General features: G+C 46.5%; 9 protein-coding genes. 7 read left to right on the forward strand and 2 right to left on the reverse strand.

The annotated features are described in order from the left end of the window. Positions 1–106: 106 nt before the first annotated feature. From JO154_RS06375 to uvrA, 4 genes are all read left to right on the forward strand, one after another. The gene (locus JO154_RS06375) at positions 107–547 is read left to right on the forward strand and encodes a hypothetical protein (protein ID WP_291942931.1); all 441 of its coding nucleotides are present in this window, start codon (positions 107–109) and stop codon (positions 545–547) included. A gap of 51 nt (positions 548–598) precedes the next feature. Further along, complete coding sequence (locus JO154_RS06380) at positions 599–1,186, forward strand: hypothetical protein (RefSeq protein ID WP_291942934.1); 588 nt, start codon at positions 599–601, stop codon at positions 1,184–1,186. Between the two features lie 49 nt (positions 1,187–1,235). Beyond that, positions 1,236–1,685 (forward strand): hypothetical protein, encoded by a 450-nt coding sequence (locus JO154_RS06385; RefSeq protein ID WP_291942935.1) that lies wholly within the window; start codon positions 1,236–1,238, stop codon positions 1,683–1,685. Positions 1,686–1,810: 125 nt separating this feature from the next. Further along, positions 1,811–4,324: an excinuclease ABC subunit UvrA gene (gene uvrA / locus JO154_RS06390; protein ID WP_291942937.1), complete on the forward strand. Its 2,514-nt coding sequence runs from the start codon at positions 1,811–1,813 to the stop codon at positions 4,322–4,324. Between the two features lie 59 nt (positions 4,325–4,383). On the opposite strand, the gene JO154_RS06395 is transcribed toward uvrA, so the two are convergent. Beyond that, on the reverse strand, positions 4,384–6,606 hold the full coding sequence (locus JO154_RS06395) for an FUSC family membrane protein (RefSeq protein WP_291942940.1): 2,223 nt from the start codon (positions 6,604–6,606) through the stop codon (positions 4,384–4,386). A 270-nt stretch (positions 6,607–6,876) separates the two neighbouring features. On the opposite strand from JO154_RS06395, the gene smc reads away from it, so the two are divergent. After that, positions 6,877–10,407 carry a chromosome segregation protein SMC gene (gene smc, locus JO154_RS06400; protein ID WP_291942942.1) on the forward strand — a complete coding sequence of 1,177 codons (3,531 nt, stop codon included), beginning with the start codon at positions 6,877–6,879 and terminating at the stop codon, positions 10,405–10,407. Positions 10,408–10,482: 75 nt separating this feature from the next. Continuing rightward, positions 10,483–10,881 carry a DUF4259 domain-containing protein gene (locus JO154_RS06405; RefSeq protein ID WP_291942944.1) on the forward strand — a complete coding sequence of 133 codons (399 nt, stop codon included), beginning with the start codon at positions 10,483–10,485 and terminating at the stop codon, positions 10,879–10,881. A gap of 87 nt (positions 10,882–10,968) precedes the next feature. Here JO154_RS06405 and JO154_RS06410 read toward each other — a convergent pair whose 3' ends face one another. Next, positions 10,969–12,234: a nucleoside transporter C-terminal domain-containing protein gene (locus JO154_RS06410; protein ID WP_291942946.1), complete on the reverse strand. Its 1,266-nt coding sequence runs from the start codon at positions 12,232–12,234 to the stop codon at positions 10,969–10,971. A 135-nt stretch (positions 12,235–12,369) separates the two neighbouring features. Between JO154_RS06410 and JO154_RS06415 the strand changes: the two genes are divergently transcribed. Then, positions 12,370–14,640, forward strand: coding sequence for a c-type cytochrome (locus JO154_RS06415; RefSeq protein WP_291942947.1), 2,271 nt, complete (start codon positions 12,370–12,372; stop codon positions 14,638–14,640). Positions 14,641–14,762: the final 122 nt, after the last annotated feature.

Raw genomic sequence — 14,762 nt, forward strand, 5'->3', positions numbered from 1 at the left:
CATCTATTGTATAAGGATTGAGTCAAAAAATTATGGACATCGATCAGGATAAATTTAAATCCTAGTGGCACGAATGTTGTCGTTTTTTGCCCAAATCAAATTCCTCATGACGATCAAAGTTGGTCCCTATGTGTATGATTGGAAAGAGATTCCACTTGTGATAGCCTTGATAGTACTGTTTATTGTTTTCCCATTCTCCACAGGATTATGGATAGCGGCTTTCTTGATAGGAGGCTGGCTGTTCTGGCGCTTGCGCGAAATGCGCATCGTGACGGTCATCATTGATGATCACCAATTGGAACTGCAGTATGTCAATTGCCTAAAAATGGGAAAAGTAGCATCCTATTATGTGCCTGACTTAAAATTTGTAGTGAAAGAGGTAGTCGTAAAGCGGGGAGAAGTAAGCAATAGAACGCTGATAATTTATACAGATGAAGACGAAATCGCTACCTTCGTCGATCGTCGGCACAACTGGGACTGGGAGCGTATTGAGGAGATCATGGTCGGTTTGAAAAAAGCCGGTGCACGAGGCCTGTTTTATAACTAACGTCCATGCCTATATTAAAAAAGAGGAAACCAATTTAACCAATTACTATATATGAAAAAAGTGTTACTGTTAGCCATTATGGGACTGATCGGGTCCAAACTACACGCGCAAGAATTCAAACATGGAGTAGGAACAGGTTTTATGTTCTCTGTTACGCCTGGCACGGAGGAGACGAAAAGCCTTATTACGCTGAATTATTACCCAAGAGTAAATATTCCGCTGTCTAACGCAACGTCCATTGCAGTAGGAGTGCCGCTGGGATTCGGGTTCGGTGGTTCGTTTTATACCGGCTCCTCAGAAAATAGCAATAGTTTTAATTTCGAAATCAATGCGCCAGTGATGGCAGAATTCAACTTTGGAGCAGGGGCCGTGAAGTCCTACCACAAAAAGTTTGGGGCCTTCGTGGGCGCAGGTTTTGGTATGCATTATCAACATTATAATTCCAATGTGGAGTATACAGGCTATCCTAAGATGACCTTCAATCACAATCAAACTGGTTATGGCCCTGCAGGCAGCTTAGGGGTACGTTTTGGTGTAGGCCGTGGTATGCATAATATTGAAATCCGCACGTCGTACATGCGTACGCTCGGTGATGATGGCGGTAATATTGTAGGTACTTCCTGCTTATTTAACTTTTAATATATTTAGGTGGGATGTCATGTCCCACCTATTAAATTCCCATATCCCTATGATTGTCAAAGCTGGCCCTTATGATTACAGATGGATGGAGCTCGTCTGGATCGTCCCTATGATTGTTTCGTGGTGTGCTACAGGATTCAACACAGAATTCATGATATTCCTTTTCTTCGTGCTGGTCATCTGGTTATACCTACGCTTAATGAATTACAGAGTGGATGCTGTTATGATTGAAAACGGTACACTGGAATTACATAGCTCCAATCTTTTTAAAATGGAAAAGTCGGAGCAGTATGAATTAGCGCTACTGGATTATAAGGTAACCGAAGAAATAGTGCAACGCGGTTTTGTACGTGACAAAGTACTGCGCATCTGGTCCGGTGAAACACAGATCGTAAAAATTATCAGTCGCCAGCATAGTTGGGACCGCGATCACATCCGCGCCATCGTCTATGGCCTCGATGCAGCGGGTGTTGCAGGCGTTGATGAAAGTAGAGATTAACGCGCCAAGTAACAACGTGAGGATAATGTAGGGAGACAGCCAGCCCTTTGACCCGCGTCTCCCCATATCATCTGCCAATTCTACCATGCCCCTCCGGAGGGCACAGTTCTTGTGGCTGCTATCTCATGCAGCAACAATCTACCCCTGGTTTTGTGAATGTAAGAGGTGCCCGTGAGCATAACCTCAAAAATGTGGATCTCCAAATCCCCCGCGATGCCCTCGTTGTATTCACTGGTATTTCCGGGTCTGGAAAGTCGTCCTTGGCTTTCGGAACACTATACGCAGAAGCACAGCGCCGCTATTTGGAGTCTGTATCTCCTTACGCGAGAAGACTTTTCCATCAGATGCCCGTCCCGGAAGTAGATGAGGTGGATGGACTGCCGCCAGCCGTAGCCTTGCAACAGCAACGGGGCACGCCTACAACCCGATCTTCTGTAGGTAGTGTTTCTACTTTAGCCAACTTGTTAAGAATGCTCTTCAGTAGGGCGGGCGACTATCCCGCTGGCGCTCCGATCATCTACGCGGAAGGCTTTTCACCGAATACGCCCGAAGGGGCATGCCCCACCTGTCATGGGATGGGAAAAATCTACGATGCTACGGAAGCCTCTATGGTCCCGGACGATAGCCTCACTATCCGCGAAAGAGCCGTGGCAGCCTGGCCTACGGCCTGGCAAGGACAAAATTACCGGGATATCCTAACTACGCTGGGGTATGATGTAGATATCCCCTGGAAAGAACTGCCTAAAAAACAACGCGACTGGATACTATTTACAGAAGAACAACCCACCGTACCAGTTTACGCCAATTTTACATCGGAAGAAGTGAAAGCTGCCATGAAAAGAAAGGAAGAACCCAGTTATATGGGCACTTTCATGGGAGCGAAGAAATATGTCATGCACACCTTTGCTAATACGCAAAGCGCCATGATGAAGAAAAGGGCAGCGCAGTATATGCTGAGCACTACCTGCCCAGAATGCCATGGGAAACGATTACGCAAAGAATCATTGGCCGTGCATTTTGCCGGAATGGATATTGGAGAGATGTCGTCCATCCCACTGAAACGCCTATACGCTTTAATGTCCGATCGTCTGCAAACCGCTACTGCCGCGGATGAACAACATCCCGAAAAAGTATTGGTGGTACAGCGCATTGCCACAGACCTGGTAGCGCGACTACAAGTCATGCTGGAGCTAGGCCTCGGATATCTTTCCCTGGAACGGAGTACGCCTACGTTGTCGCCGGGAGAGCTGCAACGTTTACGATTGGCAGTGCAAGTAAGATCCAATCTTTTTGGAGTGGTGTATGTGCTAGATGAACCCTCTGCCGGACTACATCCTGCGGATACGCAAGCTTTGCTACGCGCCCTAGACCGATTGAAAGCGGCCGGTAATTCCCTCTTTGTGGTGGAGCATGACCTAGAAGTCATGCGCTATGCCGATTGGATTGTAGACGTAGGGCCACTCGCAGGAGAAAAGGGCGGACAGATTTTATACAGCGGCAAACCAGAAGGATTGGCATCCGTCAGTGAGTCTTTAACTGCAGGTTACCTCTTTCGGGGTACAGATCGGGTGCATCATCAGCCGAGGGCCGCTGGCAATGATTGGCTGCGACTTCGCGGTGTTACCAGGAATAATTTGCAACAACTGGATGCCGATTTTCCATTGCATCTCTTCACAGCCGTAACCGGCGTATCTGGCTCCGGAAAATCAAGTCTGGTGAGCCAGGCCTTGGTGGAACTGGTGTCTGCACATCTGGGAACCTCCCTAGCAGTAGAGGAGGAGGCACCGGATTTAGCGGATGATAAGCCGGAAACCCTTGGTGGGCACATTACTGGCGGAATGGAACAGGTGAAACGAATGGTGCTGGTAGATCAGAAAGCCATCGGGCGTACGCCACGCTCTAATCTGGCCACTTACACCGGCTTATTTGACCATGTACGGAAACTGTTTGCAGCCACGCCAGATGCTAAAAAGCGGAAATATGATGCCGGACGTTTTTCTTTCAATATGCCTAAAGGACGTTGTGAAAACTGTAATGGAGAAGGCTTTGTAATGGTGGAACTCCTGTTTTTGCCAAGCGTGTATGCGCCTTGTCCGGTATGTCATGGCAGCAGATACAATGCGGCTACGCTTGAAATCAAATACAAAGAAAAGTCTATCGCCGAAGTATTGCAACTGACAGTGGATGATGCATATGCGTTTTTCCAGGGAGACGACACGGTTCATCATTCACTGCATGTACTGCGGGAAGTGGGTTTGGGCTACCTTCGACTCGGACAACCTGCAACAGAGTTGTCTGGCGGCGAAGCCCAACGTATCAAACTGGCTACAGAACTGCAACGCATAGGCAAGGGAAATGCCCTTTATATCCTAGACGAACCTACTACCGGATTACATCCTGCGGATGTAGATAAGTTGATGACACAATTGAATTTGTTAGTGGATGCAGGAAATACGGTCATTGTAGTAGAGCATAATATGCGCGTGCTGGCAGGCAGTGACTGGATCATTGATATAGGCCCTGGTGCTGGAGAAGAGGGCGGAAAGATAGTAGCACAGGGGACTCCCGCAGATGTAGCCCGCTCGAAGCATAGTAAAACAGCCAGCTTTCTCGCGAAGTATTTATCTCCCGAAAAATAAAACGTTCCATTTTGTCGTCCCTGCCCGCAAGGCAGGGACGACAAGTAGTAGATTTCCCTTTATGCTAAAGCTTTACCCATATCTCTCACCAGAGAAAGAATGGCTTGCAATTGGTCATGTACTTGTTTGGCTTCCAACATTTCATCGCGGAGAGGCGTAGCGCCTTGTCCCTCGTTGATTTCCTGCTGACGCAGGTGTACCAGTTCTTCTAGTCGCTGATCCAGATGCTCGAAGGTATTCAGTGGTGCTGGCAGCGTAGTTTGCTCCTTGGTAGTAGGGTCCAACATTAGCATCAGTTGATCCATGTAGTGCAGCAGGTAATTGGTGACCTCCTGGTATTCCGGACGCGGATATTGCACCCCATGATGCAAACTATAAGCCCCGAGGGCCGCCACATGGGAAGTAAGCGTGTGATTCAATACTACAAAGTGATAGATGCGGGAGCCATTTATTTGCTTGCTCTTTGGCTCCGACAGCATTCGCTGGAAAGCCGCCATCATATTGGCGCTGGCCACATAAGTATCTTTACGGGCCAGTTTAAAATCTGTTACGTTTACATTTTCTTTCGCATATACGTTCATCACCACTTCCAAATAGTGTCTGTTGGCCAGCAGCATTTTCTTCATGTAATTAGGCACAAAATTATGTTCCCAGCTAGGCCACAGCACCATATTGGCGATGAAGGCCAAAGCCCCGCCAATGAAGGTATCCAGTACCCGTTGTGCCGCATTGTAGAGATCCGAAGGATGCAAGAAATGCAACAGGAAGATGATAAACGGTGTCACAAAAAACACGCTCAGCGTGTATTTGAAGCTCATGAAGCTGTATGCGCCCAAGATGCATAGCAACATCGAAATGAAGATGATCGTTGGGTTATGGGTGAGATACAACAATCCTGCGGCAAACAATGCCCCCAACACAGTACCGATCAGGCGTTGGATGCTTCGGGAGCGGGTCAGTCCGAAACCGGGTTTCAGAATAACCACAATCGTCAGCAAAATCCAGTATACACGATCCAAGTGCAAGGACATGCCCAGTAGATAACCCGCCACTGTAGCCAAACTCACACGAATGGCATGACGGAAGTTATGGGACTGGAAAGTCAAGTTGTCGCGGAAAGTTTCAAAATCGTATTTGGTATGCGTGGTGAACTTGGAAAGTTCCAGCTTCGGATCGATGGACGCATCTTTCAGGCGTTCCAGGCGAGTCAACCGATGAAGGTTGTAGATGCGTTGGGACATATCCTGCAAGTTGGAGAGGATATTGGTCAATGGCATCGTACGGGTCCTTTCCTTCAGGGTCGGGAGTTTGAGGGTAATGTCGGCAATGGTTTTGCGGACTTTTTCCATACCCAGTTTGAGATTGGCTTTAGGGAGACTGCGTTGGCCTGCGGCGACTGCCAGTCCTATGGTTTTCAGTTCCTCTACAAAGTCGAGGATGAGGGTATGAAATTTATCCAGGATTTCATCGTCTTTGAAATCGCGCTGTAATGCCTTGTAATCCGTTTGGGAGGCCATGATCTGCTCTTGCAGGTCCACCATGTCTAGGAAGATCAGCACCATGCTTTTATTGATACTGGTAGTACCTTGTTGGTCGGAACGTCTTTTCAGCAGCAGTTCCCGCACATTTTCCTGTTTTTCATTTACCAGTACTTGCTGTGCCAAAACGGCCCGGTAGTTTTCGTCTACATGGATGCCAGGCGTATAGAAATTAGCCCGGAGTTCCAGGTATTTAGCCGTTTGCAGGATACAATCGCCCAAAGCTTGTTGAACGTTCAAGTAGGGGCGAATCTGCCAGAGTAGGAGCGCCAGCAGGGAATACCAGATACATCCCAGCAGTACCATGCCTGAGTGCAAAAATACGGTGGACGGGGATTGTAGGGATTCTCCCAACATAGATACCAGAATCAGGAGGCAGCCTGTTCCGATGTTCCCGCCACGGTTGCCATACACCAGCAGCATCGCGAAGAAGAAGCAGCAGCCCGCGATCCAGAAGATCATGGGAATGGTGTATGGAATCAGGAGCCCGGTTATAAGCGCAGTCAGAAAAATCAGGATCGTACTGATAATAAGGCCGTTCCGTTTATGGATGATGGTACCTGGCACATCGCTCAGGGCAGTACAGAGGGCGCCCATAGACATGGCAATGCCAAGTCCCAGTTGTCCTAAGGCTGCAAATACCAATGATGGCACGACTACACTGATGGTAGTACGTAAACCGTTGCTGAAATGATAACTGTAAAGGAAAGTCTTAACGTCGTTGATCCAATTTTCTGTACGCAATCTCTTACGGGTTTTTCGAGCCACAAAGGTAGATAATACCCTTTGTTAAAAGAATAACCTGTATTAAATCTGACAGGAATTTAAATTTTAATTATTGTTTTCACTATATTTATAATCAGACCATTATAAATCCGGTAGAATGTTTGGGAATATTAAATTATTCACAACTGTGAATAAAAAAATGCCGGAGATAATGAGTTCTCACTTAATTTACTTTTCCTTCGGGTAAAATTATATCTTTGACGCCTTAAAAAATCTCGGAGTAAAGTCGTGCGCTTAAAAACACTAGAAATTAAAGGCTTTAAAAGTTTTGCAGATAAGACCGTTTTGCAGTTCGATGAGGGGATTACTGGGGTAATTGGGCCGAATGGTTGTGGCAAAAGTAATATTATCGACTCTATCCGCTGGGTGATCGGGGAGCATAAAATCAGTAACCTGCGTTCTGAGAACCAGGCAGGCCTGGTTTTCAATGGCTCGAAGACACGTTCTTCCAGTGGTATGGCGGAGGTGAGCCTCACGTTCGAGAATACCAAGAATGTACTGCCTACCGAGTTTACTACGGTAACGATTACCCGTAAATTCTACAAAAATGGGGACAGTGAGTACCGCCTCAATGATGTAGCCTGTCGTCTGAAAGACATCCACAACCTGTTCATGGACACCGGTGTAAGTACCGATTCCTATGCGATCATTGAGCTGGGTATGGTGGACGACATCATCAAAGATAAGGAGAACAGTCGCCGCCGCATGCTGGAACAAGCTGCGGGTATTTCCATTTACAAAACCAGGAAAAAGGAAGCTAAAGCCAAACTGGACGCCACTGAGGGCGACCTTAACCGCATTGAAGACCTCCTCTTCGAAATCAACAACAACCTCAAAACATTGGAAAGCCAGGCCCGTAAAGCCGAGCGTTTCTATGAGGTGAAGAAGGAATACCGCGATGCGAGTATAGAACTGGCAAAAGCTGCCCTGGAAGGCTTTAATATCACTTTCAAAGACCTGTCCGAAAAGCAACAGGAGGAAAGCGATCGCAAACTGGCCTTGGAAACGGAGATCAAATCTGCCGAGGCTGCCGTGGAAGAAGATAAACTTCACTTCGTCGCCAAGGAAAGAGAACTCCAGACCCTCCAGAAATCGTACAACGAACTGGTAGCCACCATCCGTACCAAAGAAAACGACAAAAACCTCGCTTCCCAACAGCTCACTTATCTGAAGGAACGCGAAAAAAATATTACCGACTTTCTCAATAATGCGGAAGGACAGCTCTCCGGGCTGACTTCCTCCATCGAATTTTCCGAAAAACAAGTGGTAGAAGAAGGTGAAATCTTCGAAACCATGACAGATGAGCTGGAAACACTCCGGGAAATGGTGGATGAGAAAAAGGATAAATTCCAGCAAAAGAAACAAGCCCTCGAAACGCTCCGTAATGACCAGCAGCGCTGGCAGCGTCAGCAGTTCGAAGCGGAGAAAAAAGTGGCCGTTGCCGATACCTCCGTTCAAAACTTGCAGCGTAGCATGCAGCAGTTGCAAGAAGAAAAGGTAGGCCGTCAGCAACAAATCACACAGTTGGAAGGGGAGAAAACGACCCTCCAACAAACCCTGGAAACAGAAAAGACTGCCCTCGAGGAAATGATCCGATTCCAGGACGAAACCAAAGAAAAAATCCTCGCTACCCAATCCGATATTGAAGGGCTCCGCGATCAACTCGTAGACGAGAATCGTAAGCTGGATTCAAAAAAGAATGAATACGACCTGCTTAAGTCGTTAGTAGACAGTCTGGAAGGTTATCCTGAAAGTATCAAATTCCTCAAGAAGAACCCCGACTGGAATAATGCCGCTCCCATTCTCTCCGATATCTTTTTCTGTAAGGAAGAATACCGCACTTGCGTAGAAAATCTCCTGGAGCCTTACCTGAACTATTACGTTGTCAATAATGCTGCGGAAGCTGTACAGGCTATCCAGTTGCTGGATAGTAACAAAAAAGGAAAGGCGAATTTCTTTATCCTGGATCAGTTCCGTCAACAGGCAGAAAATATTCTGACGCCACCTGGTACCATTCCGGCCTTGCAGGTAGTGGAAATCGAAGAGAAGTACAAAGGACTGGGTAATTTCCTGCTGGGGAAAGTATTTATAGGGGAAGACATCAGCCGCTTAGAATTCAGTCAGTTGTCCAGTGATGAGATATTTTTGCTGGAGAAATCTGGCCGTATGCATCGCGGGAAATATAATATCTCTGGAGGTTCTGTAGGACTCTTCGAAGGTAAAAAACTCGGACGTGCTAAGAACCTAGAGAAGCTGGAAGCTGAAATCAAAGACCTGGAAGCTATTGTAGGCCGATTGAAAGTGGCCATACAAGAGAAACACAACCAGGTGTTGGGATATAACAGTCAGCTCAATGAAAATAATATCAATGCCGGGAAGGATAAGATCAACCAGTTGAACAACCAACTGTTTGGCCTCCAGAACAGGATTGAGAACTTCCATCACCTCATCGAAGCAGGGGATAAGCGCCTGGCTGAAATGCAACAATCCCTGGAAAGCAACCAGGAAAGCATTTCTGGTGTAAGAGAAGAACTCGATAACCTGAACGACCGGGTAAATGAATTGCAGGATACTATTGTTGAGGCAGATAGAAATGCCCAAGAATCGGAACAGCAATTCAATATGGCGAATGTGCAGTTCAATAACCAGAACTTGCAACAAACCCGCCAGCAGAGCAAGGTACAGGCCCTCAAGCAAGAACTTGAATTCAAACGCAAGCAACTGACAGACCTGCATACCCAGATCACTAGCAACAAAGCACAACTGGAAGATGCAGTGGCCAATATCGCTGCTGCCCAGGATAAACTGAACCATGCAGATGATGGCCTCGTAGAACTGTTCCGTCAGCGCGAAGAGGAAGAAAAAGCCCTCAACGAAAAAGACCAGGAATACTACAACTTCCGTAACCATCTGCAAGAGTTGGAAACGACCCTGCGCAACAAGCAAAAGGCCCGTGAACAGTTGGACCAGCAATTGAATACCATCAAGGATAAGGTGAACGAACTGAAACTGCAATTGGCCTCCATGAAAGAAAGGCTCAGCGTAGAGTTCAAAGTAAACCTGGACGAGATCATTGATGAACAGCGTAGTTCACAGTTGCCAGTGGAAGAACTCCAAGCTAGTGCTGAACGCCTGAAGAAACGCCTGGAAAATATGGGTGAAATCAACCCTACTGCTATTGAAGCATTCCAGGAAATGAAGAAAAGATATGAGTTCATCTTGGAACAGAAAACAGACCTGGTGAATGCGAAAGACTCCCTGCTGGCCACGATCCAGGAAGTGGAATCTACCGCCAACCAGAAGTTCCTGGATACTTTTAATACCGTAAAAGAGAACTTTATCCGGGTATTTAAAGCCCTGTTTACAGAGGAAGACCAGTGTGATATGATCCTGAGCGACCCTGAAAACCTGGCAGATACCGGTATTGAAATTATTGCGAAACCGAAAGGGAAACGTCCGGCGGCGATTACACAGCTCTCCGGTGGTGAGAAAACCCTCACTGCTACGGCGCTGTTGTTTGCCATCTATCTCATCAAGCCAGCACCATTCTGTATCCTGGATGAGGTAGACGCACCACTGGACGATGCCAACGTAGGTAAATTTACCAACATGATACGCAAGTTCTCCGATAACTCTCAGTTCATCATCGTTACCCACAATAAGCAAACTATGGCTGCTGTGGACGTTATTTACGGCGTAACGATGCAGGAACCTGGCGTCAGCAAACTAGTTCCGGTAGATTTCCGAAGTTTGAACTGATCGCAGGTTTGAGTTGTTGTAGATAATTGACTGCTAAATTCTTTATTCTAAAAAAATAAAAAAACTGTAAACACTATGGGCGCATGGGGCACCAGGAACTTTGAAAACGATGGATCACAGGACTGGGTTTTTGACCTGATTGAAAGCAAAGACGGCGGGCTGGTTACTGATACACTGGCACGTATCATCAACAATCACGAAAAGCTGGAAGTCTCTGATTGTGAAGAAGCACTGGCGGCTGCTGAAACAGTTGCCGCACTGGTAGGTAGACCCAGTGAAGATTATCCGGAAGATCCGCTGGACAAACTGGATATCCTGAATCTGATCGGAACCAAAGCATTAAGAAACCAGGCTATTAACGCAGTAAACAAGGTTATCAATAGCTCCGAAATGCGTAGCTATTGGGAAACTGAGGGTAACCTCGAATCTTGGGAAGCTGTACAGGCAGGACTGATTAAAAGACTTGAAATCTAATGTCCAAACAGACATACAGATAAAAAAATAAAACCCGTCCGGATTATCCGGACGGGTTTTATTTTTTTATGATGAAGATCTTGTCTTTTACATCAAAATACCTGCAATGGTAGCAGATAGGTAAGAAGCCAATGTACCACAGAACAGGGCTTTCAGGCCTAGTTTTGCCAGGTCACTTCTTCTGTCTGGGGCCAGTTCTCCGATACCACCGATCTGCATACCTACACTGCTGAAGTTTGCAAAACCAGCAATCGCAATGGTGACGATGGCAATACCTTTAGGTGAAACCACAGGAACGGTGTGGCTGGTCATACTTTTGAACGCTACAAACTCATTGATGGTGAGTTTTTGTCCGAGTAAGGTAGCAACATTATTGACATCAGTAGTTGGAACACCCATGGCCCAAGCCATTGGAGTAAAGAGTTTACCGAAAATCCAGTCGAGGCTAAGGTTGAAATTAGGATTGAAGATATGACCGATGTGGATCAGTAACCAGTCGATACAAGCAATGAGCGCGATGAAACCAATCAACATGGCTATAACGTTCATGGCTATCTTAAAACCATCGCCGGCGCCATGAGAGATAGCATCGATTACGTTGGTATAGTTACTTTTTACTTCCATTTTCACGCGGCCCATGGTCTGGCTTTCTTCTGTTTCCGGGAAAACAATTTTAGAAATTACCAGTGCACCTGGAGCAGCCATCAAGCTGGCGGTAATGAGGAAAGGAGCGATGTCCATACCTGCTTGGAAGCCCATGTTGGCGTATACTACAAGGATACCACCAGCGATACAGGCAAGACTTCCACTCATAGAAGCGAGCAATTCACTTTTGGTCATAGTAGGGAGGTAAGGACGAATCATTACCTGTGCTTCCACTTGGCCTACGAAGGCACTGGCCACATTACTCAGCGCTTCTGCACCACTCACGCGCATCACCACATTCATGGCGCGAGCAATCACCGCTACTACGCGCTGCATGATGCCATAGTGATATAAAATAGCTACCAGTACGCAAACGAGGATAATAGTGGCTGTAACGTTGAATGCGAAAACAAAACCACCGCTGGCAAAATCACCAAATGCGCTACTACCGGGTTGGGCTACACCAATACCACCGTAAACAAAGGCAGCACCTTGACGTGCGAATGATTCTAGTTTACCCATTGCATGGCCTACTTGCTGAAAAAACCAGGTTACGGGAGGAACCTTAAAAACCAGTATGCCAATTACTACCTGTAATGCGATGCCACTAAATACTAATCTGTAGTTGATCTTACTCCTGTTGTTGGAAAATAAGTAGGCTATACCCAGAATAAGTATTATGCCTATCAAGCCCTGAAAGCGTTCCATAAATGCAAATAAATCGTAAAATGTATGCAATGAAGCGACGAAGATAGGATTTTTTTCAAACGGGGAACGCTTATGTAATAAGGAATGAAAAAAACAGTTGAAAAATGTATTTTTAACCCTTGCAACAGATTCAAGATGGGTTTTTATAAATTCCTGGGTATATCCACGTTAGCGCTGGCATTTTTTGCATGTGGCCAGCCACAATCTTCTATATTTAATAGTGCAGCCGCAGATACGGCGGCAGCTCCCACGTTGGGAGGCAAAGAGGCTATTGGCCATATGCAGGTCGATTCCGGGCTGGAAGTGCAATTGGTGGCGCAAGAGCCAATGGTGGTAGCTCCCGTGGCCATGAGCTTTGATCCGCAGGGGAGGATGTGGGTAGTAGAGATGATGGGCTTTATGCCCGATACCAGTGGCACCGGAGAAGATGTACCGGATGGAAAAGTAGTCATCTTGCAAGATACCAATGGAGATGGAGTAGCAGATAAACGCACGGTATTCCTGGATTCCCTGGTACTGCCAAGGGCTATCTGTTTGATAGACAGTGGTATACTCGTAGCTACGCCGCCTCAACTTTGGTATTATGAAATCAAAAACGACCAACCCGGCAAACGTACCCTGGTAGATGATAAATATGCCGATGGCGGCAACGTAGAACATCAGCCCAACGGGCTTTTACGGGCAATGGACAACTGGATTTACAGTGCAAAATCGGATAGGCGTTACCGTAGGATCAATGGTAAATGGGTGAAAGAAAACACGCATTTCCGTGGCCAGTGGGGTATTAGCCAGGATGATGAAGGGCGACTCTTCTATAATAATAACTCTCAGAACCTGTTAGGAGATTATTTCCTGCCGGGGATGGCCGCTAATAACCCCCATCAGCGCGATGCTGCGGGCTTTGATGAAAAAATTGTACGCGATAACCGCGTATTCCCTATTCGCCCGAATAGGGGCGTCAATAGAGGATATGTAAAAGGAGTGTTGGACGATAGTGGCAGGTTGGTTTCTTTTACAGCGGCTTGTGGTCCGCATATTTATCGAGCTATGACTTTGCCTTATCAATATTATGGCAATGCCTTCGTAGCAGAACCTGCGGCCAACCTGATTAAGCGGGACATCCTCTTAGATAGTGGCGTGGTAGTTACTGGTCATGAGGCGTACCAGGATATGGAGTTCTTGGCCAGTACAGACGAGCGTTTCCGACCGGTGAATATCACCACTGGGCCTGATGGTACGCTCTATATTGTAGATATGTATAGGGGAATTATCCAGCACAAAACGTATCTCACAGGCTATTTAAAACAACAGATTGCTTCCCGCCAACTTACGCGACCCTTGAACTGTGGCCGTATTTATCGCATTGTGCCTAAAGGCCAGCGGGTAGAAAACCATCCGCTGTTGCTGAACCGCCCGGCGAAGCTGATAGAGCTATTGCATGATGCCAATGGTATGCGCCGAGATATGGCCCAACAGTTGATTATAGACAATCACCTGGTCACATTAGCGCCTGCTTTACGGCAAATGTTACAGGATACGACGCAGCCACTAGGGCAGCGACATGCCCTCTGGACCTTAGAAGGACTAGGGCTGTTACAGTGGGATGATGTCTCCCGAATCATACATACCAACACAAAACCTTTACAAATACAGGCAATAGGCGCTATTCCTGCTGTGTTAACCGCTACTACTATCAAACCTGCGGTTATTTTGATCGATAGTTTGCTGGCCGATAAAGCCCTGGCGCCTTATGCAGCTTGGCTTTTGCCCGTTGTAGGAAAATTGGATAAAGCTGCTGCCAAACGGATGGAATTGCAATTAGTGAAATCGTATGCCCATGACCGTTATATCGCAGCCGCGTTGATCAATAATGCTTATGACCGGGAACCTGCTATGCTAAAGGAATTGCAGGCCATCAATTCAGATACTTCGTTGGCATTGAATAAGGCATTAGTTCATGTATTGGAAGATATGCAAAGTGCAGAAGAGAAGAAGCGTATGGCAGCATTGGAGCTGACGTATCCGCGGGGGCATGAGATATTTACCACCGTTTGCCAGACTTGTCATGGTAAAAATGGGAAAGGGATTGCTTCTATGGCGCCGCCGCTGAATGAAAGCAATTGGGTGAATGGGAATAAGCAATCATTGATATCCATTGTATTATATGGCCTCACCGGTCCGGTGACGGTACATGGAAAAGTATATCAGGCCCCAGAAATCAGTGGAGATATGCCTGGCATTGGCGGAAGTGCAGAGTATAGTAATGAAGATATATCGCAAATAATATCATATATCCGCAATGCTTGGAAGAATAATGCAGATAAAGTAACAGCAGCAGAGGTAAAAGCGGTGAGACAACAGTACAATGGCCGGCAAAAACCATTTACTGTTGGGGAATTGCAATAGGTGCCACTGGATAATCCTAAAATACTGCCGGAAATACTGGGTAAATATTCAATGTTGTGTTGGCAGCATTGAATATTTACAAAAGAAAAAGCAACAATATTTAATGTATTATAATCATATTA

Origin of the sequence: Chitinophaga sp. (assembly GCF_019236475.1) — a bacterium.
Classification (GTDB): domain Bacteria; phylum Bacteroidota; class Bacteroidia; order Chitinophagales; family Chitinophagaceae; genus Chitinophaga.